At 63.0% G+C, this 22,556-nt stretch carries 19 protein-coding genes and 3 pseudogenes; 12 read left to right on the forward strand and 10 right to left on the reverse strand.

The annotated features are described in order from the left end of the window. Positions 1–72: 72 nt before the first annotated feature. A complete protein-coding gene (locus tag D3869_RS18155) occupies positions 73–1,533 on the reverse strand; it encodes a site-specific integrase (protein ID WP_175426520.1) in 1,461 nt (486 codons plus the stop codon). Positions 1,534–2,018: 485 nt separating this feature from the next. On the opposite strand from D3869_RS18155, the gene D3869_RS18160 reads away from it, so the two are divergent. The 7 genes from D3869_RS18160 to tnpC all read left to right on the forward strand — a co-directional run bounded on the left by D3869_RS18160 (position 2,019) and on the right by tnpC (position 9,286). Then, positions 2,019–3,311: a TniQ family protein gene (locus tag D3869_RS18160; RefSeq protein ID WP_137141306.1), complete on the forward strand. Its 1,293-nt coding sequence runs from the start codon at positions 2,019–2,021 to the stop codon at positions 3,309–3,311. Between the two features lie 61 nt (positions 3,312–3,372). Continuing rightward, the gene (locus D3869_RS18165; RefSeq protein ID WP_175426521.1) at positions 3,373–4,014 is read left to right on the forward strand and encodes a TnsA endonuclease N-terminal domain-containing protein; all 642 of its coding nucleotides are present in this window, start codon (positions 3,373–3,375) and stop codon (positions 4,012–4,014) included. A gap of 11 nt (positions 4,015–4,025) precedes the next feature. Further along, positions 4,026–5,969 carry a Mu transposase C-terminal domain-containing protein gene (locus D3869_RS18170; RefSeq protein ID WP_175426522.1) on the forward strand — a complete coding sequence of 648 codons (1,944 nt, stop codon included), beginning with the start codon at positions 4,026–4,028 and terminating at the stop codon, positions 5,967–5,969. After that, positions 5,963–6,796, forward strand: coding sequence for a TniB family NTP-binding protein (locus D3869_RS18175; RefSeq protein ID WP_137141309.1), 834 nt, complete (start codon positions 5,963–5,965; stop codon positions 6,794–6,796). The genes D3869_RS18170 and D3869_RS18175 overlap by 7 nt, the downstream gene beginning before the upstream one ends. A 48-nt stretch (positions 6,797–6,844) precedes the next feature. Beyond that, entirely contained in the window at positions 6,845–7,255 is a 411-nt protein-coding gene (gene tnpA, locus D3869_RS18180; RefSeq protein WP_137138616.1) for an IS66-like element accessory protein TnpA, read from the forward strand. Beyond that, positions 7,252–7,599 (forward strand): IS66 family insertion sequence element accessory protein TnpB, encoded by a 348-nt coding sequence (gene tnpB / locus D3869_RS18185; protein WP_137138615.1) that lies wholly within the window; start codon positions 7,252–7,254, stop codon positions 7,597–7,599. Before tnpA ends, tnpB begins: the two co-directional genes overlap by 4 nt. Before the next feature lie 79 nt (positions 7,600–7,678). Continuing rightward, entirely contained in the window at positions 7,679–9,286 is a 1,608-nt protein-coding gene (gene tnpC, locus D3869_RS18190; RefSeq protein WP_137138614.1) for an IS66 family transposase, read from the forward strand. A 707-nt stretch (positions 9,287–9,993) separates the two neighbouring features. Here the strand turns inward: tnpC and D3869_RS18195 are convergent. The 4 genes and pseudogenes from D3869_RS18195 to D3869_RS18205 all read right to left on the reverse strand — a co-directional run. After that, positions 9,994–11,070, reverse strand: a complete 1,077-nt coding sequence (locus tag D3869_RS18195; protein ID WP_137141134.1) for an IS5 family transposase — start codon at positions 11,068–11,070, stop codon at positions 9,994–9,996. 157 nt (positions 11,071–11,227) lie between these two features. Further along, on the reverse strand, positions 11,228–11,350 hold the full coding sequence (locus tag D3869_RS34485) for a hypothetical protein (protein WP_282190181.1): 123 nt from the start codon (positions 11,348–11,350) through the stop codon (positions 11,228–11,230). Further along, positions 11,347–12,921: an ATP-binding protein gene (locus tag D3869_RS18200; protein ID WP_137141310.1), complete on the reverse strand. Its 1,575-nt coding sequence runs from the start codon at positions 12,919–12,921 to the stop codon at positions 11,347–11,349. Before D3869_RS18200 ends, D3869_RS34485 begins: the two co-directional genes overlap by 4 nt. A gap of 62 nt (positions 12,922–12,983) precedes the next feature. After that, positions 12,984–13,319 (reverse strand): annotated as a pseudogene (locus D3869_RS18205) (transposase); the annotation flags it as partial. Between the two features lie 122 nt (positions 13,320–13,441). Between D3869_RS18205 and D3869_RS18210 the strand changes: the two are divergent. Both D3869_RS18210 and D3869_RS18215 read left to right on the forward strand, forming a co-directional pair. Next, positions 13,442–15,100 carry an IS1182 family transposase gene (locus D3869_RS18210; protein WP_137141311.1) on the forward strand — a complete coding sequence of 553 codons (1,659 nt, stop codon included), beginning with the start codon at positions 13,442–13,444 and terminating at the stop codon, positions 15,098–15,100. A gap of 98 nt (positions 15,101–15,198) precedes the next feature. Further along, positions 15,199–16,798 (forward strand): annotated as a pseudogene (locus tag D3869_RS18215) (ISL3 family transposase). Positions 16,799–16,896: 98 nt separating this feature from the next. Here the strand turns inward: D3869_RS18215 and D3869_RS18220 are convergent. From D3869_RS18220 to D3869_RS18235, 4 genes are read right to left on the reverse strand one after another with little or no spacing between them, the layout of a single operon-like run. After that, positions 16,897–17,484 carry a 7-cyano-7-deazaguanine synthase gene (locus tag D3869_RS18220; RefSeq protein WP_137141312.1) on the reverse strand — a complete coding sequence of 196 codons (588 nt, stop codon included), beginning with the start codon at positions 17,482–17,484 and terminating at the stop codon, positions 16,897–16,899. Continuing rightward, entirely contained in the window at positions 17,481–18,671 is a 1,191-nt protein-coding gene (locus D3869_RS18225) for a PfkB family carbohydrate kinase (protein ID WP_137141313.1), read from the reverse strand. The genes D3869_RS18220 and D3869_RS18225 overlap by 4 nt, the downstream gene beginning before the upstream one ends. After that, the gene (locus D3869_RS18230; RefSeq protein ID WP_137141314.1) at positions 18,668–19,015 is read right to left on the reverse strand and encodes a hypothetical protein; all 348 of its coding nucleotides are present in this window, start codon (positions 19,013–19,015) and stop codon (positions 18,668–18,670) included. Before D3869_RS18230 ends, D3869_RS18225 begins: the two co-directional genes overlap by 4 nt. Before the next feature lie 34 nt (positions 19,016–19,049). Continuing rightward, positions 19,050–19,787, reverse strand: a complete 738-nt coding sequence (locus D3869_RS18235; RefSeq protein WP_137141315.1) for a hypothetical protein — start codon at positions 19,785–19,787, stop codon at positions 19,050–19,052. Between the two features lie 52 nt (positions 19,788–19,839). Between D3869_RS18235 and D3869_RS18240 the strand changes: the two genes are divergently transcribed. The 3 genes and pseudogenes from D3869_RS18240 to D3869_RS33880 all read left to right on the forward strand — a co-directional run bounded on the left by D3869_RS18240 (position 19,840) and on the right by D3869_RS33880 (position 21,023). Next, positions 19,840–20,148, forward strand: coding sequence for a helix-turn-helix domain-containing protein (locus D3869_RS18240; protein WP_137141316.1), 309 nt, complete (start codon positions 19,840–19,842; stop codon positions 20,146–20,148). 42 nt (positions 20,149–20,190) lie between these two features. Further along, positions 20,191–20,819: pseudogene (gene queE / locus D3869_RS18245) on the forward strand (7-carboxy-7-deazaguanine synthase); the annotation flags it as partial. 66 nt (positions 20,820–20,885) lie between these two features. Beyond that, complete coding sequence (locus D3869_RS33880; RefSeq protein ID WP_247895925.1) at positions 20,886–21,023, forward strand: 6-carboxytetrahydropterin synthase; 138 nt, start codon at positions 20,886–20,888, stop codon at positions 21,021–21,023. Here the strand turns inward: D3869_RS33880 and D3869_RS18250 are convergent. After that, entirely contained in the window at positions 21,011–22,495 is a 1,485-nt protein-coding gene (locus tag D3869_RS18250; protein WP_137141317.1) for a PIN domain-containing protein, read from the reverse strand. The two genes, D3869_RS33880 and D3869_RS18250, sit on opposite strands and share 13 nt — an antisense overlap. Between the last annotated feature and the right edge of the window lie 61 nt (positions 22,496–22,556).

A 22,556-nucleotide genomic window follows, 5' to 3' on the forward strand; every position in this document is an offset into this window, starting at 1 on the left:
CCCTCCCACGGTTCCGAGAAAGCCGCTTAACAACAATGGCTAAAGGTTGCGTTGATATTTGTTGTTCGGCCTTTATCCCTGTCTACCCAACTCCGGCATTTCAAAACCCTCGTAAACAATCTTTTCGATAGTATCTCGACGCTGAAGCATTGTCATGCCATCAGGATTATAAACGCGATAAGTGATCCCGGCCTTTTCATGCCCTATGATTTCGGCAGCCTCGTTCTGGGGTACCCTGGCCCTTTCTAAACAGCGGGTTGCGTTCTTGCGGAAGGAATGGAAAGCTTTTCCTGCCCCAACAACTCCGCGCTTTCGCCTGTACTCGCTAAAATCTCCCGATAGGTACCAAGAAAGCTTCTGATCGGGCCCCCCAGGCTTCAATTGGGGCCAAAGTAGCTCCTTCGGGTTCTTCCCTCGCCTCTCTAATAGCCACATCAGTTTGCTGTGAATGGGTACAGGCCGAACACCGGCTTCCGACTTGGCCGCAACAATATCGAAGTACCAGACTCCCTCTTGCTGTCGCACATTCTCCCATGCAAGGGAACATATTTCGTTAAGTCGCATCCCAGTATAAAGAGCGACTAGAGGAACCTCCCACAAGGCAGGATTCTTCGGTAGTGGATCAAACAACTTGTTAAGATCACCAATCTCATAAGGAACATACGTCTCAGAGTTCTTCCCATTGACAGCACGGAAAAGGCCATCAAACGGGTTTTCTCCTCCAGCCTCCTGGCGCTTCTTAGACCATTTCCACGCACAACTGAGTGAAGTGACGTACCTGTTGAGCGTTCTAACAGCCAACCCCTCTTCAGAGCCGCTATAAAGCTCCCGAAGCTCCTGAAACGACCGGCTCTTGGTTTTAGGGCTTCGCCCCCAGTTAGGATCGAATGTCGAAATAATATCTAAGAAACTTATTGCATCCTTAGGGCCAATGAGGCGCATTGGCTTATCCTTTACAAAATCACCAAACAGCCGAAAAACAGCTTGATACTGCCCGTATGTTTGATTTGTTAGCTCTGCCTTTACCTCGGCCAAATATTTTTTACAGCATTCACTAAAAGGCATGCCATATTCTGGCTTTACCTTAAGTGTTTTTCCATTTTTTTCCTTAGCATAATCGTTAAGCGCATCAACTTTTGCCTGAATGGCCGCAGGCAAAGGCGCGTCTTCGTCTGGATTAGCTTTAAGCCGTTCCGCTTCTATCGCCTCCAGGGCAAAGTCTATGCCGCTGGACGAAACCTCATCTCGGTATACGGCTCTTACGGCATCCCCAAACACCCCCGCTCGCGCTTGATCTAACGTCTCTCTGTAAACCTTCCAAGGCACGCTTTCAGCATTTCCTCGCATCTCCTCGAAAGTGCGGGTCCAATGCGCAGCGCGTTCCCAACGGCGCAACTGCGCAACTGACAGATCACGGGTTTGAAGGCTTTCAACTATGTCTACCTTCCCAACCTTGGCCCGCAAATCGGCAGGAACGGCGATACGGAAATACCACGCTTGCCGGCGCTGCTTTAGGTAACGAAGGTCTGCCATAAATAGCCTCTGTGGTACACGGCAATGGTACACGTTTACGGTACAGATAGCCATAGAACACCAGTAAATTCAATGAATATAACGGCTTTCGAGCGTTTTGGCTTGGGCTCCTGGCGCCCCAGCCACCGAATTTCCTGAAGACTCAGGCACCTATGTCAGTTCCTCCTATAGATGCGAGTTAACAGCTATAGGTGAGAAGTTGACAGCGTTGGGTGCGAGCTGCGCTCGCTCGGTAAAGCAAAAGACAAAACGACAACAATAGCTTAGCGCCTTGCGGTCGAGCATCGTCCCGAGTGTCCCGTCGCCAGCCACTTCGGAGACGCGTGCTGGATACTCGCATCTATTGATGTTACCGCGCGCACTCTGCGCCGACCCGACCAGGGCTCGTTCCATCGCGCATTCCGGTTGACCTCCCGCTCCGTGGCAAAAGCCCGCGCCGTCGCATACCGATGTAAGGCATCGACGGACGACGGAGACGCCCGGACATGGTGTGGACGACGAGCGGTTTGTGGCCTTGGCGCCCGGCGCTGTTGCCGGACGAGACCTTCTCCTCCTGGTTTGCCCGGCTCGCCGCCGGCAACGGCTTGTACCCGGACGAGCTTTACCGGCTGGTCAAGCCCGGCGCCCATCCACGGCCCCGCGATCTCGACCGCCATGTGGAGCCGGACCTCCAGACCACCTTGGCCGAGCGTACTGGAGTTGATGCCGAAGCGTTGCGGCAAGCCGCCTTCACCCGCTGGGCTGGCCTCGTCTTCGAGGAGGATGACGGCCGCAACAAGTTGGCTTGGCTACCGCTGGCCGGCACCGAGGATTCCAAGCGATCCTTTGGTCAACAGGTCTGCCCGGCGTGCTTGAGTGAAGACACCGTCCCCTATCTTCGGCTCTCCTGGCGTCTCGGTTTCGTGACGGCCTGCCCCCGACACCGCAAGCTCCTGATTGACCGTTGCCCAGGCTGCGGCGAACCGGTGCAAATCCTTCGCACCATCCCCGACAAGGGCGTCCGCTGCTGGAAATGCGGCGCCGATTTCGCGCGAGCGCCCCAGGATGCTTTGCCCGACACCTCGGACCCGGAGCGCCAGCAGCAACTCCTCGACATCACTGCAGCTGGCTGGACGAGCCTTGGCGCATACGGACCGGTCTACTCGTTCGTCTACTTTCGAGTGCTGATGCTGGTGTTCCGGCTGCTCGCTACCGGCCGCCACGCCGACCCGCTCCGAAACTGGATCGCAGCTCGGCGTGGTGATTCTCCGCCGAACGTGCCCCGGATCAAGCAGGTAGAACTGCTGAACACGCGGTGCCGGCACGAGCTGCTCAACATGACGGCCGAACTGCTGGAGGAATGGCCACATCGGTTCGTCGATGCCTGTCGGGATGTTGGTGTCACCAACCGTCACGTCATCAAAGGAGATCGGCATTACCCCTTCGCCTTCGCGCACGCTGTGGAATGGAACCTGAGCGAGACCGTGCGGGCAGTCACTGCGGATGAGGTGCGCTCCGGGATGGCCTATCTGCGCGGGAAAGACCAACAACCGACATTCAGCGCGCTCGTCGACCTCTTTGGCGTTAAGCCGACAGCCCACCGCTCGCTTGCCGAACCCGCATCGGTCCGCACGCCTTACGGCCAGGGCCGCTACTGGAAGCTGGATGGGGTATCGAGTGACATCCGTATCGCGGCGCGCGAAGCGGCCATCCGTTCCGGCGAGAGTGTCGCCGCCTGGGTCGAAAAGGCCCTGCGGAGCGCACTTGAATCACCGCACGGGAATACAACCGCTGCTTGACCGACGGCCGAAGCCGTGATTCATATCAGAATATTCCATTTGGTTAATGGAGCGCGGTCCAATGCCTGTCCGCTCTATACCCCTGAGCCACAGCAGCGTCACCGGGCGTCTGGCGTCCCGACCGAATCAGCCGGCCCTTGCCTTCGAATCGTCACTGGAGCGTGATTTCGCCATCCTCCATCTCTTCGACCCGACGGTCGAGAGCGTCGAGGAACAGCCGGTGCGTATTGACTACACGGCACCGACCGGTCGCAAAACCCACTACACCCCCGATTTCCTGGTGGTTTACCGATCAGGCGGTCCATCCGCCCGCCTCGTCGAAGTGAAGTACAAAGCCGAACTTGACCGCAAGGCTCTGCGCTACGCTGCGCGTTTCGAGGCTGCCCGTCAGTATGCCGCCGCTCGGGGATGGACCTTCGAGGTGGTGACGGAGACGGCGATCCGGACGCCGTGGCTGGAGAACGCTCGCTTCCTCCTGCAGTACCGGCATCGGCCTGCCGATCCCGGCCGATGCCGGCGGCTGCTGGACGCGCTGAACGCGATCACGACGGCGGCGGCTGGTGATCTGCTCCGGTCGGCGTTCACGACGTTGAGCGAGCAGCAGCTCGGCCTGCCATGCCTCTGGCATCTGGTCGCAACGGGCAGGATCACCGCGGACCTCGATTGTCCGCTCACCATGAACACCGTGCTGCAGATGGCGTGAGGGGGGTGCGCATGGCCGCCAAGCTCAGTTACCGCCCGAAGTCGAAGGTGCTCCACCGCGACCGCGTCTGGACCATCGTGCGGGCCGTCACGCCGACCTCGGTGCTGATCGAGGACACTACCACCGGCGAGACCGATGTCGTCAATGTGACCGACCTCCAATCGCCGGAACCGAAGAAGGTCGAGGCAGCACGGCGGTCTTCACCAAGGCCCAAGGATGAGCAAAGCCTGGCCGAAGCCAAAAGACGGATGGAGATTATCAAGCCCCTGCTCGACCTGCCCGAAGGCCGTACGGAGGCCGTTGAGGCCGCAGCAAAGTCCGCCGGTATCAGCACGGCCACCCTCTTCCGCTGGATCAAGCTCTACCGTGACGGCGGTCAGCTCTCCTACCTCGCGCCGCTGCGTCGTGGCCGGGCGATGCCGTCCCGACTCGACGCGAAGGTGGAGACGATCATTCAGAGCGTGATCGACGAGTATTACCTGACCCGTCAGCAGCGCAGTGGGACGAAGGCGATCGAAGAGGTGGAGCGCCGCTGTCGTACTGCCGGTCTCAAGCCACCACACGCCAACTCGATCCGAAAGCGGCTCCGTGCCGTCCATCCACGTGATGCCCTAGCCAAGCGTCGCGGACGCAAGGAAGCGCGTGACAAGCACGGAGAGGTGAAAGGTGAGTTCCCGGAGGGACGCTGGCCACTCGACGTTGTCCAGATCGACCACACCCTCCTGGACCTGATCCTGGTGGACGAGGAGTTTCGGCAGCCTATTGGCCGGCCCTGGCTAACCCTGGCGATCGACGTCTTCAGCCGCATGGTTGTCGGCTATCACATCTCGTTGGACGCTCCGAGCGCGTTCGGCGTCGGCTTGTGCCTGTGCCACGCCTTCCTGCCCAAGGAAGCGGAACTCGACCGGCTCGGTATCAAGGGCGAATGGCCGGTCTGGGGCATCATGACGAAGATCCACGCCGACAACGGAAAGGACTTCCGAAGCGCCACGCTGAAGCGGTCATGCGAAGAGTATGGTATCGACATCCAGTGGCGGCCGGTGCGCACCCCGCATTTCGGCGGTCACATCGAGCGGTTGATGGGTACTGTGGCGAAGGAAATTCACGCCCTGCCCGGCACCACCTTTGCGAACCCAAAGCAACGCGGCGAGTACGACTCGGACGCTCGGTCAATCATGACCCTGCCGGAAATCCGGCGGTGGCTGGTCCAGTTCATCGTCGGCGTCTACCACAAACGCGAGCACCGCGGCATCGGCATGCCGCCCATCGAGAGGTGGCGCGAGGGCATCCTCGGCAACGGGAGGCAAAAGGGAATCGGCCTGCCGGAGCCAGTGTCCGATCCGCGACGTCTGCGGATCGACTTCCTCCCCTTCGAGGAGCGCACCGTCCAGCGCGACGGCATCGTCTGGGACAAGGTGGCCTACTACGGCGACGTGATCCGCCCATGGATCAACGTTTCCCACGGTCGGCAGAAGCGCAAGTTCGTGGTGCGGCGCGACCCCACCGACATCAGTCGCGTCTACGTGCTCGACCCCGACCAGAACGAGTACTTCGAAGTGCCCTACCGCGACCTGACCAAGCCGTCGATCTCGATCTGGGAATATCGGGCGGCTGAAAAGTTCCTGAGCGACCGCGGCATCAAGGGCGCCAACGAGGACGAAATCTTCGAGGCCCGCCAGGAGATGCTGCGAATCGAGGAGGAGGCCCAGAAGGAAACCAAGCGCAAGCGGCGGAACCGTGAACGCAAGAAGCACCATGCCGAAATCACCCTGCCTCCCGCGCCCTCTCCCGATCCAGCGCTAGACGACCGTCGTAACGACGGCCACCTGTCGCTCGTCGTAGACAACACAACTCCGGCCGCAAAGCCTGGCCGGGGAAAATCGCGGGGCGGCGATTCGGATTTCGACTTTGATTTCAATGAGCACGACGTGAAGACAGGGGTGGAAGAATGGTAAGCGTTCCCCAGCCCCACCCCAACGGCGCTGTCCCGGCGCCCCCTCCGGATGATCCCAGTTGGGAGCTGCATGAGCGTCTACGCTCCATCCGGAAAGTCCGCTGGATTGACTACCCGGTGGCGACAGCGGCGGTCGAGCGGTTGACCAAGCTGATCGATGGACCCCAGACCCACCGGCCACCGTGCTGCCTGATCTACAGCGACACCAACAACGGTAAGACAACCGTTTGCCTGAAGTTCGCTCGCGACATAAACGGCACGGCCGAAAGCGATGCCGGCGAACGTACCGAGGTTCCAGTGCTAATGGTTCAAGCGCCGGCACATCCCGACATCGGCGGCCTCTATGACGCGTTTCTACGTCGCCTGAATGCACCCTACCTTGCCACGGCACGCACCGACCGGAAGTGCGATCAGGTACTGCGCCTGCTGCCGCAGGTCGGGGTGCGCATGATCGTGATCGACGAAATCCACCACGTTCTGGCCGGCAAAGTCGACCAGCGCAGCATCTTTCTGAACTCGGTGAAGGCCCTGAGCAACGAGTTGCCCATTCCCATCGTAGCCGTAGGCACTCAGGACGCCCTGCGAACCTTTCAGACCGACCAGCAACTCGGCAACCGCTTCGAGCCCTTCCACATTCCCCGCTGGACCGTCGGCAAGGACTACGCCCTTTTCCTCGCGCGCCTGTGCGATGCCATGGGGCTACAAAAGGAAAGCAACTTCCACTCCCGCCAGTTGGTGAGTCGCTTCCACACTTTGAGCGAAGGCCTGACCGGTGAGACGTACGCCTCCGGTGAGCGCCGCCTTGGCAAAGTAGGGGGTGGCGTCTGAGGTTTGTGTGGCGCGTCATCGCGCGGACGCAAACGAGTTGCAAACGTCATGGCTTATCAGCGGGTCGAGGTTCTGACGGGAACGGAGCGGCGGCGGAATTACACGCCGGCGGAGAAGGTGCGGATGGTCGAGGAGGCGTTCCGCCCCGGCGTGGTGGTGACGGAGGCGGCCCGCCGGCTGGGCGTGCACGAAAGCCTGCTGTACCGCTGGCGGGGGCTGATGAAGGCCACAGGGAGCGCCGTGGCCGAACCGTCCAGCTTCGTCGCGGTGACCATCACGCCGGAGCCGACCCTAACCGAACCGCCGGTCGTGGAGCCCCCTGGGCCATTGCCGCTTCCGGCCGCGCCGGCCACGCGCCCGGCGGTCCTCGAGGTCATCTTGCCCAGCGGGGCACGCCTGCGTCTGGAAGGGCCGGTCGACCCGGCTTTGGCGGCGGCTGTCATCGGTGCCCTGGCATGATCCCGGTGCCGAGCGGGGTGCGGGTCTGGCTGGCCACCGGGCACACCGACATGCGCAAGGGCTGGGCGAGCTTGGCGTTGCTGGTGCAGGAACGCTTCGCCCAAGACCCGCACAGCGGCCATCTCTTCATCTTCCGCGGACGCCGCGGCGATCTGGTGAAGATCATCTGGCATGACGGCCAGGGCAGTTGCCTGTTCATGAAGAGGCTGGAGCGGGGCCGTTTCATCTGGCCCACGCCGGCGGACGGCGCGGTATCGATCTCGGTCGGGCAGATGGGCTATCTGCTCGAAGGCATCGACTGGCGCAATCCGCAGAAGACTTGGCGCCCCGAGACCGCGGGGTGACTGCGACACGGTGAATCGACGGACCGGTTCAGGGGGGATTGCGGCGGTTCGACGGCGCGATCCCAGGTAAACTGGCTCCATGACCGCCACCCTGCCCGACGACATCGCCCGCTTGCGCGCCGCCTTGGCGCAGGCCGAGGCACGGGCGGACGCGGCGGAAGCCGAAGCGGCCCGGGCCAGGGCGATGGCGTCGAACACCGAGGCGCTGATCGCCAGCCTGAAGCTGGAAATCGAGAAGCTCCGGCGCGAACTCTACGGCACGCGCTCCGAGCGCAAGGCGCGCCTGCTGGACCAGTTGGAGTTCCAGCTCGAAGAGCTGGAAGCAACGGCCAGCGAGGACGAACTGGCGGCCGAGCAGGCCGCCGCCAAAACCACCGCGGTGACGGCCTTCACCCGCAAACGGCCATCGCGCCAGCCCTTTCCCGACCACCTGCCGCGTGAGCGCGTCGTTGTGCCGGCCCCGGCGAGTTGCCCGTGCTGCGGCTCGGACAAGCTGTGCAAGCTGGGCGAGACGATCACCGAGACGCTGGAGGTGATCCCGCGCCAGTGGAAGGTGATCCAGACAGTGCGGGAGCGGTTCTCCTGCCGGGCCTGCGAGACGATCAGCCAGCCGCCGGCGCCGTTCCACGCCACCCCGCGGGGCTGGGCCGGCCCCAACCTGCTGGCCACCGTTCTGTTCGAGAAGTTCGGCCAGCATCAGCCGCTGAACCGGCAAGCCGAACGCTTCGCGCGCGAGGGCGTGCCGCTCAGCCTGTCCACCCTGGCCGACCAGGTGGGCACCGCCGCCGCGGTGCTGAAGCCGCTGCACGACCTGATCGCGGCGCATGTGATGGCGGCCGGGCGGCTGCATGGAGACGACACGCCGGTGCCCGTGCTGGCCAAGGGCAAGACCGACACCGGGCGGCTGTGGGTGTATGTGCGCGATGACCGGCCGTTCGCCGGCCAAGCCCCACCGGCGGCGCTGTTTCACTATTCGCGCGACCGTAAGGGCGAGCATCCCGAACAGCACTTGGCCGGCTTCACCGGCTGGCTGCAGGCCGATGCGTTCGCCGGCTACAACCGGCTGTACGAGCCCGACCGTCGGCCGGGGCCGATCCATGCCGCGCTGTGCTGGGCGCATGCCCGGCGCGGCTTCTTCAAGTTGGCCGACATCGCCGCGAACACCAGACGCGGCAAGGACGCCCCGCCGATCTCACCGCTGGCGCTGGAGGCCGTGAGGCGCATCGACGCCCTCTTCGATCTCGAGCGCGCCTTGAACGGCAAGCCGGCGGCCGAGCGGCGGGCGGCCCGCCAGGAGCACGGCATCGCCCTGGTAGCCGCGCTGGAGGGCTGGATGCGGATGGAGCGTGCCCGGCTCTCCCGCCATGCCCCCGTGGCCAAGGCGATGGACTACATGCTGACCCGTTGGGACGGCTTCACCCGCTTCCTCGGCGATGGCCGGCTGTGCCTGACGAACAACGCCGCCGAACGCGGCCTGCGCGGGATTGCCTTGGGCAGAAAGGCGTGGCTGTTCTGCGGCTCCGATCGCGGCGGCCACCGGGCCGCCATCATGTACGGCCTGATCACCACAGCCAAGCTGAACGACGTTGACCCGCAGGCGTGGCTGGCCAATGTGCTGGCCCGCATCGCAGACCTCCCGCAAAACCGCCTGCCCGAACTGCTGCCCTGGAACTGGAAGCCAGCCTGACCGCGGCGCTCACCGGATGCTTACGGTGAGACTTGGAAACTGATGACCGCGGCGGCTGAGACCGCGATCGCCAGCGGCCGGGAGATGGTTGATGCGACACTCCTGGAAGAGTTGCCTTGGGTTGCACCGAGTGAAAGGAGGCGTGCAGGGAGACTTGGATGAGGAGAGCATGCCGCTATAAAAAAGCGTTTATATACTTCCCAAACCCAAAGCTGGCGATACGACTCGCCGGGCACCGATGAGGCGCTCGATTATCTGTACTCGTTGATAAGATTTTCCACGGTTTTGCGCCAATATATCCTAGCTCGTTCTATGTCTATTGGGTCTTGTATGTAATCTTCAGGACTATCGCCGCCATCCAGCATCCTGCGCAACTCCGCGATAAACCGATCCTTTTTCTCGAGAACATCTCGGTCGATTAGTGCGGAGTATACACTGGCTTCGGCTAATGTCATGTCGCCGATTGTCTTGTAACCTGTCTTTCCATTTTCCTTCTTGGCGGGAATGGTGTCGAGATAGCCCCAGAGATCGAGAAAACGCTTATGAAACGATTTGTTTAGCAGGGTGCGGAAAAACGAACATATTCCGGCCTTTTTCCTCCGCTGAGGCTGAGAATGCGGGTTTCAGCGGGCGATTTGGTCGGGACGGAGCGTTTTTCCTCGCTCCGAGGCTCCCAGAACCGCCGTTCAGGCGGATTGCGGGCGTGATTATGCCGCAGCCAGCAGCTTGGGCAGGCGGATCAGGTTGTAAGCGGTGGCGGTTAGGGTGAACATCCAACCGACACGGGCTGCTCCGCAATGGCGCGTCTTGCGCAAGCCGGCTCCCTTGATCCAGCCAAAGACCTCTTCGATCCGCTTGCGGACCCGCAGGCTGACGGCGTAGCCGGGATGGCGGGTGGTCCGGCCGTCGATCGCCGAGCGGCGGTTGCTGGTATTTCGGGCAACATGCGGAGCCACGCCCAAGTCGCGCATGTCCGCCACGAAATCCTTGGTGTCGTAGGCCTTGTCAGCGCCGACCGTGATGCGGTGGCGGCCGGGGATGGCCTCGATCATGGCCACCGCCGCCGCACGTTCGGCCAGGCCGCTGGCCGCGGTGAGCCGCACGTCCACCACCAGGGCGTGGCGGTTCTCCATCAGCGCGTGGCCCATGAAGGCCAGCTTCGCCGGCTGGCCGTTGCCCTTGCGATAGAGCCGCGCCTCGGGATCGCTGGTCGAGGCATGCGTCTCGTTGGACCGCTTCTCGCCATGGAAGTCGCGCTCGCCGTTGCGCCCCGGCCCCGGCGGCTCGCCGCTGCCGTCTTTGGGCCGGAAGCTCTTCACCGACGCCCAGGCTTCGATCAGCGTGCCGTCCACCGAGAAATGCTCGTCCGACAGCAGCGCCTTGACCTTCGGCTGACCCAGCACGGTCGCCAGGAACTTGGCCGCCACATCGCCGGCCAGAAGACGCTCGCGGTTCTTGGTGAACACGGTGACGTCCCACACCGGGGCGTCCATGGACAGGCCGACGAACCAGCGGAACAGCAGGTTGTAATCGAGCTGCTCCATCAACTGGCGTTCCGAGCGCACCGAGTAGAAGGCCTGGAGCAGCAGCGCCCGCAGCAGCTTCTCCGGCGGGATCGAGGGGCGCCCGATCTTGGAGTACAGCCCCTCGAACGCCGGCGACATCACCTCCAGCGCCTCGTCCACGATGGCCCGGATCGCTCGCAGCGGGTGGTTGGCTGGAACCCGCGCCTCGCAGCTCACGTAGCTGAACAGACCCTCGCTGCGTTCGTCCGAACCCCGCATCGTCCCCTCGTCGGTCGCGTTCTTCTCAACCGAAAAGAATCACGACCAACCGCCCGTGCACAGCCCTTTTTCCGCACCCTGTTAGGGCGTCCAGGTCCCAGCGCTCGTTACCCATGCGTCCGTCCTCAGGTGTTTTCTCTAGCCCGGCCTCAGGCTTCTACTTGACCTTCGCCATCCGCCGAAGCTTGTCCTCAAAAGCAGCTTCGCCCTTGTCGCAGTGGAGTGCTCGAGTGGTCTCAAGAAAACGCTTTTGCTGTTCACCAGAACGGTTGGCGGTCATGTCGGTCGCCTCCTTAAAACAAAGTGAGCAGATGGATCACGTTGTTTATTGGTCTTCGTTTTTCGCATCAAAATTTGCTTATTCGCCAATCCCTCGAGGCAATTCTTCGCCGCTGACCAGTCGCGATGAAGCAGGCGACTTGCTTCGCTTACGTTGATTGTCCCTTTTTCAGCAACATAATTAATGACCTGCTTTTCCTCCTGAGCTAGCGTCTCGTATACCGTCTCGCCGATCAACTTGAGAGCGCCAGCATCGACAAACTCTTTGCGCGCTTCGATATTGTTTCTGAGGATTACATGAACTTGATGGGTTCCAACTTCTTTTTGAGAAAATTCTGGGGCTGGCAAATTTGCATCCTTCATCATATCTCGCATGCGACGAGTGCCCTCATGAGCGCACTTTACATAATCGAGATAGAATAGAGCGTTCATTAAATGAGGATTACGAGGATTGTGTGTTTCGTAGATGTTGTCCGGAGTTACGGGCGGAGGGAAACCACCTGGACTCTCGACAACAAGCCTGTTGTCAAACATCTTAACGTAAATGTTCATATTGCGAAAGTTGTAAGATCTATGCACACACGCATTAACAATAGCCTCTAGCCACACGTCGTATGGATATTCAGGCTTTGTCTCAAACTTTCCATCGCGGCCAAGTCTGGTAAAATTCCTTATCTGGCTGGTAATCACCTCTTCAGCTTCTTGAATCATTCGCGGAAGAGGGCCGTCGACAGGGACATCTTTTACCGCATTGAACTGCTGGCCGGTCTTCTCCTCAGTTCCCTCAAACCGCATAAATCTGATGCGCGCTCCGGGGATAACCGTCCGAGGGTCAAGCGCAAACAAGAGTGCGCAGGCAAGGTTCGGCCTGAATTTCCCATCAGACATTCGCCCGAGATGGTTTAAGCATAGGATTTGCTCTTTGGTGTGGTGCTGCACCAGCCCCCTCTTAATTTTGTATTCCTTACAGAACTCATCAACTAATAAATCGTCAAATTCCGCCGGATACGACAAAGATACTTCTTCTTTCTCGTACTCAATTTGGCCTTTGTTAATTCTAACTTCGCGCTTCTCTTCTTCGGAGAGACGGCGCTTCCTGTTTCCGGCGCGAGCAAAAGCGTCCCCGCGAACGGTTTCAACCAATCGGTCATGACGGTAATACACGCGGATGGCGAGAAGAAAATCAGGTGTTCCGTCATCCCGCGTTACGGGAATGCGGCGAATGTCATACTGTGCATCCGGGCAGTAATCAGGGCCAGTCCTTTCGAACTCTGCGACTCTCTCGATTCCAACGCTGAGGCAGCCGCCAACCTTGCCATTCTTTTCAATGCCGACGACAACAAGGCCGCCGCTTGGTTGAGTGTTGGCCCACATCGAAAAATAGTCGCCGAGGTCTTTCGGCTCGTACTTTGCCGATTTCCATTCAATTCGACTATCTTCGGCGAAGCGGACAAGTGCTTCGCCGCCTTGCCTAATTGCCGCAGCGAAGATGTCATCTGGCGTCCATAGCTCGAGCAGATCCATCCGTGGCGGAGATATCCGGTCGAAATCCAAACAAAGCTGCTCAGCCACAATTCCCTCCAACTCCGATCACTCGAGTGCACTCGAGACAAGAGAAAACACAGAAAAAACAGCTAGTTATCCATCGCCTTCGTCGCCGCGCCGAATGAGTGGCAGTCTTTCAGCCGCTTTCCAACTGCTCCCGAAAACGCCTTACCAGTACGATCCGCATCGCACATTGCCCGTGCATCATATCGGAAGTCAAACACCGCGAGGTAACGATGCAGGTGCTTTTCAGCGCAGTGCTGATATACGCCCTTCATCCCGCGCTTTCAGATGCTGAAATAGCCTTCAACAGTATTCGTATACGTATCATCGCGCATGTGCTTCTTGGCGGAGTAGTTCACGGTGTCGCGTTTGGTGAACTCCTGCCCAACGTCCTTATAGAGGCGGCTTTCGCCGGTGTGTAAAGGCCGGATGAAAATTGGTCCATCCGCAAACTCGACACTGCTGGCGAAATGCTCCGGGGTTTGCGATGGTGGCGCGCTGCTCGGGTTGAAGGGGTTTTGCCCCCTCCAGAAGGACGCCAGCCATGTCCCTTCGCCTCAGCTTGGCCACTGCCGTGCCCGAGGAAACGGCCAAGGTTGCCCGGGCGGCGTTTCCCCGCGGCTGCCTGCTGATGGATGTGCGCGACAGCCTTGGGCCCGTCTTCGACGACACCCGTTTTGCTCGGCTGTTCTCGACGCGCGGCCGCCCGGCCGAAGTCCCGTGGCCACTGGCGCTGGTCACCCTGCTCCAGTTCGCCGAGAACCTGTCGGATCGCGACGCCGCCGATGCGGTGCGAGCCCGCCTGGATTGGAAGTACCTGCTGGCCTTGCCGCTCGACGACCCGGGCTTCGACAGCACCGTCCTCTGTGAGTTCCGGGCCAGGCTCGTGGACGGGCATGCCGAGCACGAGTTGCTGGACGCGGTGCTCGCCGTGGCTGTCGCCCGCCGCCTGGTTCGCCCGCGAGGCCGCCAACGCACCGACTCCACCCACGTTCTGGCCGCCGTTAAGATGCGCAGCCGTATCGACGCCGCTACCGAAGCGTTCCGGCAGGCGTTGAACGTGCTCGCCGTCGCCGCGCCGGCTTGGCTGCTTGGCCAGACGCGGCCGCACTGGGCCGATCGCTACAGCGGGCATGGTGATTGGGGGCACGCCGCCAAAGCGCGGGCCGGCCGTGACGGCCATGTTCGGGAACTGGGCGAGGATGGCCATCATCTGTTGGCAGCGATTTGGGCGGACGAGGCTCCGGACTGGCTGCGCCGGCTGCCCGCGGTGGAGATCCTACGCCGCATCTGGGTCCAACAGTTCTACCTGTGCGACGACGGCATCCGTTGGCGCGGTCCCGGCGAAGGCTATGCGCCGTCGTCACGCTTCATCAGCTCGCCGTACGATGCGGATGCCCGCTACGGGCGCAAGCGAACCATGACCTGGGTCGGCTACAAGGCTCACCTGACCGAGGCCTGCGACGAAGGACGGCCGCGGATCATCACCCACGTGCAGACCGAAACCGCGCCCACCGCCGATGGCGAGGTGACGACACCGGCCCATCGGGCTCTGGCCGCCAAGGGGCTGCTGCCGGCCGAGCATCTGGTGGACACCGGCTACCTCGACGCCGCTCTTCTGATCGAGGCCACACGGGACTTCGGCGTTGACCTGGTCGGGCCAACCCGCCCCGACCTGCAATGGCAGGCACGCCGGGGAACGGGCTTTGCCGCCGCCGCCTTCCAGGTCGATTGGGACGCCCAGCACGTGACGTGTCCCAGAGGGGCCAAAAGCTCGGGTTGGACGGCGAGCACCGAGTTCGGCTGGGAAACGGTGAAAGTGAAGTTCTCCCAGGCTGACTGCAAGCCGTGTCCGAACCGCGCGGACTGTGCCGGTCCGACGGCGTCGCGCCGGGTGATGACGTTGCGCGACCGACGGGAGTTCGAAGCGCTTCAGGCCGCGCGCAAGCGCGAACGGACCCCGGAGTTCCGGGCCGTGCATGCGCTGCGGGCCGGAGTGGAGGCGACTCTGTCCCAAGGGGTGCGCAGCTTCGGCATGCGCCGGGCTCGGTACATCGGTCTCGCGAAGACCCGTCTCCAGCACGTTGCCATTGCCGCCGCCATGAACCTGGTCAGGATCGGCGACTGGCTGGCCGGCGTCCCGATCGCGCCAACCCGGCGGTCGCACTTCGGTCAACTCGTCGGGCTTGCAGGCGCCACCTGATTTCGCCAGCAGTGTCAAACTCGCTGCATCCCCGATGCGGATCGAAGCGAAGATGAGCACATAGAGGGAACGGTTATCCCTCCAGTGCACCAGCTTCCTTGTCCAAATCACTGCTTTCGTTGCTCCCGGCCGGCCTTGTCGTCGACCGGGTTTCCGTTGAGGCGGATCGCGTCGCCGTCACGGCCCACGTGCGGGCCGCAAGGGCGGTCTGTCCGCTATGCCATCGCTCCTCCGTGCACGTCCACAGGCGGTACTCCCGATATCTGGGCGACCTGCCGTGGCAGGGCCGGGTCGGTGAACTGCACCGGCAGGTCCGCCGCTTCCGGTGTGCAACGGCGGGCTGTCCCCGCCGCATCTTCGCCGAATGCCTGCCCGCCGTGGCGGCGCCCCGGGTCCGGCGCACCCGCCGGCTCGCCGAGGCGCAGCGCGCCATTGCACTGAGTGCCGGCGGAAATCCTGGCGCCCGGCTGTCCACCCGGCTCGCCATGCCGGTCAGCGGCGACACGCTGCTGCGCTTGATCCGCGCGGCGCCCGTGGTGCCGGCCCCGACGCCCCAAATCATCGGGATCAATGACAGGGCGTGGCGCCGGGGCAAACGCTACGGCACCATCGTCGTCGATCTTGAGCGCAACCGCCCCATTGATCTGCTGCCCGACCGCCAGGCCGGCACCGTGGCAGCGTGGCTCAAAGCGCACCCCGGCGTGGAGATCGTCGCCCGTGACCGGGCCGGCGCCTACGCTGATGGCATTCGCCAGGGTGCGCCGAAAGCGATTCAGGTGGCCGACCGCTGGCATCTTCTGCGCAATCTCGGCGATGCGCTGGGCGAGGTGTTCACCGCTCAGCAGCGGGACTTTCGGACCGCCGCCCAACGAGCCGTTGCTCCGGCCGCCACCGAGGCATCGAAGCCGCCGGTTCGACCATCTCGACCAGCAACCCGCGGCGAGCAACGGCGGGCGGCAACCCGGGCCGCACGGCTCGCCCAATACAATGAGGTCGCCGCGCTGAACGCGCGCGGCTGGTCACAGACGCGCGTCGCCCAAACGCTCGAACTCGACCGCAAGGCGGTGCGGGGCTGGCTGCGTGCCGGACAACCGCCGTCCTGGGATCAACCAGCGACAGGCAGCGTGCTCGATCCGTTCACCGGCCACTTGTCGCGGCGTTGGGACGAGGGCTGCCACAACGCCGCCGGGCTGTGGCGGGAGATCCGCACCCTGAGCCTCACCGGACAGCGAAGCGTCGTTCGGGACTGGGCACGGCCACGGCGCCAAGCTCTCCCCACGGCTCCATCCGGAGGAGCGGCCTCTTGGCGGACGCCTTCACGGCGTCTGGCACCGTGGCTGGTCGTGGCTGAGGACAACGAGATCGATGCGACCGAACGCGCCTTCGCCGCGGCCCTGATCGCCGGCGCGCCCAAGCTGACGGGGACCATTGAGGCGGCGCGGGCTTTTCGAGTCATGGTGCGCGGAAAGCGGGCCGGCGACTTGGACGGTTGGCTTGCGGCCACCGACGAAACAGCCCTGGCCGGCTTCGCCGCGGGCCTCAAGCGCGATTTGGCCGCGGTACGCGCGGCGTTGACCTTGCCGTGGAGCTACCGGACCGGTGGAGGGACAGATCAGCAAGCTGAAGACGACCAAGCGCACCATGAACGGGCGCGGCGGCTTCGATCTGCTGCGCCATCGTGTTCTGGAAGCCGCCTGAACGGCGGCGCTCCAGCCATGCCGCTGCACCGGGAATGCGGATGGACCCCACGAAGCCCTTCCAGAGCGCTGATGAATGATCCGGGTTAGGGACGAGTCCTACGGTGCGTTCCTGAGGCTTGCCGCGGCGACCTGGTGCTTTTCGCACCCGCCGCACTGGCCGCAGGCGAAGCGGGCGACGTGGCAGGAGAAGGTGTAGCCAAACAGTTCCCGTGGGAAGGCGCTTACAGCCAGCAGTTCCTGCGTGGTCATGTGGATCGCCGGAGCGGTGACGCGGACGCCTCCTTCCTGGAGGGTCATGAGGCGGTCCATCGCAGCGACGAACGGAGGCTTCCCGTCAGCGTGCATGTCCGTGGAGACGGCCCCCAGCATGACCTCGCGGAGCCCCTCGTTGAGGAGGCGCATGCCGGCGAGGGTGATGAGCATCTGGTTCCTGTATGCCCAAAACTCCGCCGCCTGACCGAGGCCGGAGGCCGCCGCGCCGGCCAGTTCGCCCATCCCGAGGGAGGAGAGGTCCGCCCTCACCACCTCGTGGCGAAGGCCGAGCGCGCCCGCTATGGCGGAGGCGGCCGCGACCTCGCCCTCGGCCGGCCGCTGCCCGTAGTCGACGGTCACGCACACGTCCGGGCGCAGCCAGTAGGCGAGCGACGACGACTCGACGCCGCCCGAAAGCAGCAATGCCCTCATGACATGGTCGCCCAGACCGCACGGTAGAGTGCCGTGGAGACGTCCCCGACGACCTCGCAACCAGTTCCCTCCAACATGGCCAGATCGCCGTCCGCCACGTTCTCCGCCAGTGCGACGACGGGAATCCCGCGTGCCCTGGCATAGCCGACCTCAAAGATCGTCCCGGGATCCCGGCCGTCAACAAGGGCGAGGACAGCGGAACACCGATCGAGGCCGGCAAGGTCGGCGGGGGCGACGACCGATGCCGGAAGGTTCGTGCCAACCTCGTGCAGCGGCGAGAAGACCCCGGCCCCCAAGCCCATGAGCGCCGCCCGAGTCTCCTCCACCAACCATCGCTGCCCCGTAGTGAAGAACGGCCCAGCCAAGTAGACTTGGCCAGGCCCCATCCCAATGGGCACGGGGACCAGCGCCGCGAGCCCCGACCGGTCTGGCAGCGGCAGGTGCATGTCGTCGACATACGCGCAAACCGACCTGGACGCCATGTCGGCAGCCTCGGCCGGCGCCAAGCCCAGTTCCGCCCAATAATGGGCGAACGCGGCGCTGAACACGTCACCCGAGCCGATCTTGAACACCCGTTCGGAGCGGTAGGCAGGAACCTCCGCGTTGCCGGTCCCCGTGTGGTGCACCAGGGCGCCGCGGCCCCCCCGCTTGACCACCACCACCTCCGCCCCCTCTCGGGCGGCGAAGGTGGCCGCGGCCGCGGCCACGTCCGCTGGGCCAGTCGCGGCGAGCAGTTCCTGCTCGTTCAGCACGACGGCTAGGTGGCCGGCGGTGGACCCGTTGGCCCGATAACTCGCGTCTCGCCCAGCACCCTGGGGGTCGAAGACGACCCTTTCGCCGTCGACGACCGCCTCGCCCTCCACGAAACCGAATCGCAGCACGACCTTCCCGGAGACGCTTAGTGTTGCATTCTGCGTGGGTTGAGCAGGAAACTGCCTTGCGGCGGACATCGGGTGGAGATACTCGAAAACGATCTCCTCGGCGATCTCAGTCACGTCGGCCGTGACACCGAAACTTGCCGCCGTGGCACGCACGTCCTCAGCCCACCCGGCATGGGCGTAGGTGTGGAGACTGCTCCCGGGCGAGAGGCGGCCCACCGCCGCTGCGGCTCTACCTCCCGAGCCGAAAATCCTGTGCCAGTTTGGCCTGAGGCAGATTTCCCGGTAAGACCCGCCCGCGACGATCACAGCCCGACCCTCCTCAGCAGGACGATGACCTCGCTGCCCCTGACCGACTTAACCAGTCCCTTGTAGGAGACACCGTCCTTGAGGCAACGGATGAGCCTGGTCAACCCGGGAAAGGCGGTGATGCTGCCAAGCACCTGGTGGCTCGGTACCGTCCGGCAGACGACGGACGAGTAGACCCCCGCCGAATCAACCAATCCCACATCAAGGGTGTCGCCCGTGCGGACGGACGCCAACGGCGGGTTCCTAACCCCCGAAAGGCTGATCTCCTCGCTGAAGTCGCAACTGCCGGTGTCAGGCGGAAGGGGTGGGTCTGGTAATGGAACATCCGGCCGGATCTTCGACAATTTCGTAACCTCAATCTGCGCAGGCTCTCTCCACCTATGATACACTAAAAGCGTTGACTAGGCCAAGGTCGCGAGGCCTGAGCTCGCGCATCTCGCGCCACATCAGAGCATCCAGCAGTGAGGCCCTGACGCCGAGGCCATGCGCGAAATCCAGGAACCTGCGCTCCAGGACCTCGTAGTCGCGGGGGAGGCTCACCTTGTCGCCGAAGAGCCTCATGACTTGGCAGGCCCTAACGATGTGGATGTCAAGGATCGCGACGTCGTCGCTGCCGAGCCAGTTGCGGACGATCCAGGAGGCCGTCTTTGGGCCGATGCCCGGGATGGTCATTAGGCTACGCCTCACCTCCAGCGGCGACTGGGTATCCAGTTCGATGTCGCCAAGCATGTCCATTGCGACGGCCAGTCGATGCGCGCGCTGCGCCGGAAAACGGTATCGGACTCTGCGCCTCCCCACATCAAGCGGCGCCCGCAGGTGCCCGAGGATTTGGTCCTCGTCCAAACCCGGCGGGTGGAAGGCGCCGACGTCGCGCAGGCGGACGAATGCGGCGTGGTTCAGCTCCGCAGTGATCCCATAGCCGCCCAGGAGGCAGAACCCCACGGACTCCTCGAGCGTCGAGTCCCTGTCAACGTAGCCATGGCTGGCCTCGTCCGCGTCGCGGGCCAGGGCGGCCCAGAACGCGGGACTGGGGACCTGCTCGGGCCTCCCCCACCTGACCCCCGGCACGACTTCGGAGTCCGGCTCCCGCAGACACGCCATCAAACCGCCATCCATTGCCTCGCCTCCGGCATTGACCGAACCATTCGATGCGATTATATGCATTTTTATGCAGAACGCAACCGATGCAGAACTTATCAAAGCTGTCGAGCGCTACCGGACGGAACATGGATTGTCGCAACAGGCGATCGCCGGGCGGATCGGCTGCAACCAAGGCCACTTGTCCAAGGTATTGGCAGGAAAGGTGCGGCTATCCCGCTTTCTGCGTCCGAGGCTGGCATCCTTGACGGCAGATCGCCCCACCATGCCAGGGCCAAGTGGGCCAACGGCCGCTGAGGTCCTGGACGCGCTGGACAAGTCTCAGGATTTCCGCGACATGGTACAGGCGGCGCTCAAGTTGGTGCATAAAAATGCATAACTTTGTGCACCACTCCACCTCGCCTGCAACGGCGAACACGACATGACTTACGCCGCGAAAGAGGCCTTCTACACACTCCAGGGCGAGGGGGCAAACACCGGCCGACCAGCCGTTTTCTGCAGATGCGCCGGCTGCAATCCCTGGTCAGGACCGGAAGCCGACAGGGCTGGCGCCATGTGCCGGTTCTGCGACACGGACTTCGTCGGCACGGATGGCCCAGGTGGCGGCCGATTCCCTGATCCCGAGGAACTCGCCGCACATATCGACTCGTTCTGGCAGGCGGGGCAGCAAGTCGGCAAGCTGGTTTCACTGGGGGTTAGCCGCTCCTCCAACTCGACCCGCCGCCGGTCGCGGCGGTGCGGGAACTCGGGTTCACCCTGGCGGTAGAGACGAACGGGACCCTCCCCGTCCCGGACGGTATCGACTAGGTCTGCGTCAGCCCGAAGGCCGGGGCCGATCTGGCCGTCAGGCGCGGCTCCGAACTGTAGGTCGTGCACCCTCAGAAGGGCCAGGACTCGGAGCGGTACCTGGGGTTGGACTTCGAGCATTTCTTCCTCCAGCCGCTCGACGGGAACAGGCTCCGGGAGAAGGTCAGGCTGTACGTCGAGTACTGCCTCCGGGACCCCCGCTGGCGGCTCAACTTACAAACGCACAAGCTCATCGGCATACCCAGACTGGAACTGGATGCGACCATCGCGAAAGCCCGCGCGGCGATAAGCCACCGGTTCCTCAACGAGGTGGAGGGCCTGTCCGTGCTCACCCTGGAGAACATCGCCGTCTGGCTTTGGGACAGGCTCTCGCTGGCCCTTCCGGGTCTCTCGAAGGTGGCCGTGTGGCGCGACGGTTGTGGCCAGCACTGCATCTATGCGCCCTGATCGTCGATCTCCACCAAGACCCTGGCCTCGATCTCCTGCAGGCGCCCGACTATGCTGCCTTCAAAATAGCTGTATTTCACCGCCAAGCTCGCCGACGCCTCGACAAAATCATCGCCCCTGACTGTCACCTGAACCCGCCCACCCCCTGGCTTCGGTACGCCGCCCTCGGGTTCGGGCAGCATGACCAGGACCCGGCCTTTCACCACCTGCTCCTTCGCCGGCAGGACCGCATACTGCCCCTCGATGAGCTGCGGTCTGGAGCCTTCCAGGAACACCAGGGCTCGCCTCTTGTCCAATTGCGTCGGCACGCCGCCTGGGTCCCCCGCCGCTCGCCGTGGCGGAACCGCGCGGAGCGGCGGGCTGCCGGTGAACGGCCCCGGCCCCGGACGCGGCGGTTTCGGGTGCTGTGGTTCGGCGATGACCTCGCGCCCCTGGTCCAGCGACAGGGTACCCTCGGCCTCGAAGACCACAAATGCGTCATTGGCGGGCTTCTCCCCGCTGTTCGAGACGGCAAACCGGAGTTCGATGACCCTCCCGACCTTTGAGAGGGCAAGGTGGAGACCGGAAAGGTACCTGCGAAGCTCGCCGATATAGTCTTCGACAACGGCACGCTCCACGGCGGCAGAGGCGGCGGAGCTTGGCCTCGGCGACTCGGGGTTTGCGGAAGGGAGGCCAGCATGCCCAGGGACCTCGGGCTTGCGCGCCCTATGCCCGCCGATCCTTGAAAGCATGCGCTCTTTGATGTTTGCGAGCGAGCGCTCCATGTCCTCCTGGGAGAGTGGTTGGTAAACAGCCACTTCGCGGGCGACAACACCTACTCCGGTGGGCTCGGGGTATTCGATCTTTACGGATATGAAGGGAGACTGCTTCTTCAGTCTCTCAATTTCTTTGCGCATCTTTCCATTCTCGTTTTTCTGCTCTATACCCTTCGGGTCTAGCCAGTGCTGCTCCACAAACTTCCGCGGGATGGCAAAATGGACGGCAGTGGCATAGAGACCGACATCCCCTGTCAGAAGAGTGACCTCCCGCCCGCCGAGCTTGGCGCGCAGCCAGAGAACCCATTGCGCGATCATGTCATCCGGGTGGGACGGATCCAGGCCTGGGGTCGGCGAAGCTCCCCATGGCCTTGGCCCGCACGCGAGCGAGACAGTGGGACCCGACGGGATGTTCGGAACAGGGAGTGGCTTTCCGGGGTTGTGCCACAGCTCGAGCAGCATGCGGTTGAGCTCCCTTACCCTGTCGGCCCTGTGGGAATTCTTGTGCTTGTCCAGCTCCTTCTGCACGGGCCTAGTCAGGACAAGCAAGATTTCACGGGAACCAAGGTCATGCCAAGGGAGGCTGGCGAGGGGCCTGCATTCTAGGAAAATGTTGGTGTCGGGAACCAACAATTGCGCATCCGGGTGAGCGCGTCTAAGTGCCTCCAATGCTAGGTCTGGGACAGCGTGCCGTGTCAAAATTTTCGGGAAAACCATGCTAACGTCCCATCACGCCTGAAGTTTTTACTGACCACCACTGTCCGATCATTACCCCGGC

This window comes from Azospirillum brasilense, assembly GCF_005222205.1.
Classification (GTDB): Bacteria; Pseudomonadota; Alphaproteobacteria; order Azospirillales; family Azospirillaceae; genus Azospirillum; species Azospirillum brasilense_G.

Bases quoted from the DNA above. Each gene is read 5' to 3' on its own strand.
- D3869_RS18155 (WP_175426520.1), bottom strand. From the start codon at position 1,533: ATGGCAGACCTTCGTTACCTAAAGCAGCGCCGGCAAGCGTGGTATTTC.
- D3869_RS18160 (WP_137141306.1), top strand. From the start codon at position 2,019: ATGGTGTGGACGACGAGCGGTTTGTGGCCTTGGCGCCCGGCGCTGTTG.
- D3869_RS18165 (WP_175426521.1), top strand. From the start codon at position 3,373: ATGCCTGTCCGCTCTATACCCCTGAGCCACAGCAGCGTCACCGGGCGT.
- D3869_RS18170 (WP_175426522.1), top strand. From the start codon at position 4,026: ATGGCCGCCAAGCTCAGTTACCGCCCGAAGTCGAAGGTGCTCCACCGC.
- D3869_RS18175 (WP_137141309.1), top strand. From the start codon at position 5,963: ATGGTAAGCGTTCCCCAGCCCCACCCCAACGGCGCTGTCCCGGCGCCC.
- tnpA (WP_137138616.1), top strand. From the start codon at position 6,845: ATGGCTTATCAGCGGGTCGAGGTTCTGACGGGAACGGAGCGGCGGCGG.
- tnpB (WP_137138615.1), top strand. From the start codon at position 7,252: ATGATCCCGGTGCCGAGCGGGGTGCGGGTCTGGCTGGCCACCGGGCAC.
- tnpC (WP_137138614.1), top strand. From the start codon at position 7,679: ATGACCGCCACCCTGCCCGACGACATCGCCCGCTTGCGCGCCGCCTTG.
- D3869_RS18195 (WP_137141134.1), bottom strand. From the start codon at position 11,070: ATGCGGGGTTCGGACGAACGCAGCGAGGGTCTGTTCAGCTACGTGAGC.
- D3869_RS34485 (WP_282190181.1), bottom strand. From the start codon at position 11,350: ATGACCGCCAACCGTTCTGGTGAACAGCAAAAGCGTTTTCTTGAGACC.
- D3869_RS18210 (WP_137141311.1), top strand. From the start codon at position 13,442: ATGTCCCTTCGCCTCAGCTTGGCCACTGCCGTGCCCGAGGAAACGGCC.
- D3869_RS18220 (WP_137141312.1), bottom strand. From the start codon at position 17,484: ATGAGGGCATTGCTGCTTTCGGGCGGCGTCGAGTCGTCGTCGCTCGCC.
- D3869_RS18235 (WP_137141315.1), bottom strand. From the start codon at position 19,787: ATGGATGGCGGTTTGATGGCGTGTCTGCGGGAGCCGGACTCCGAAGTC.
- D3869_RS18240 (WP_137141316.1), top strand. From the start codon at position 19,840: ATGCAGAACGCAACCGATGCAGAACTTATCAAAGCTGTCGAGCGCTAC.
- D3869_RS18250 (WP_137141317.1), bottom strand. From the start codon at position 22,495: ATGGTTTTCCCGAAAATTTTGACACGGCACGCTGTCCCAGACCTAGCA.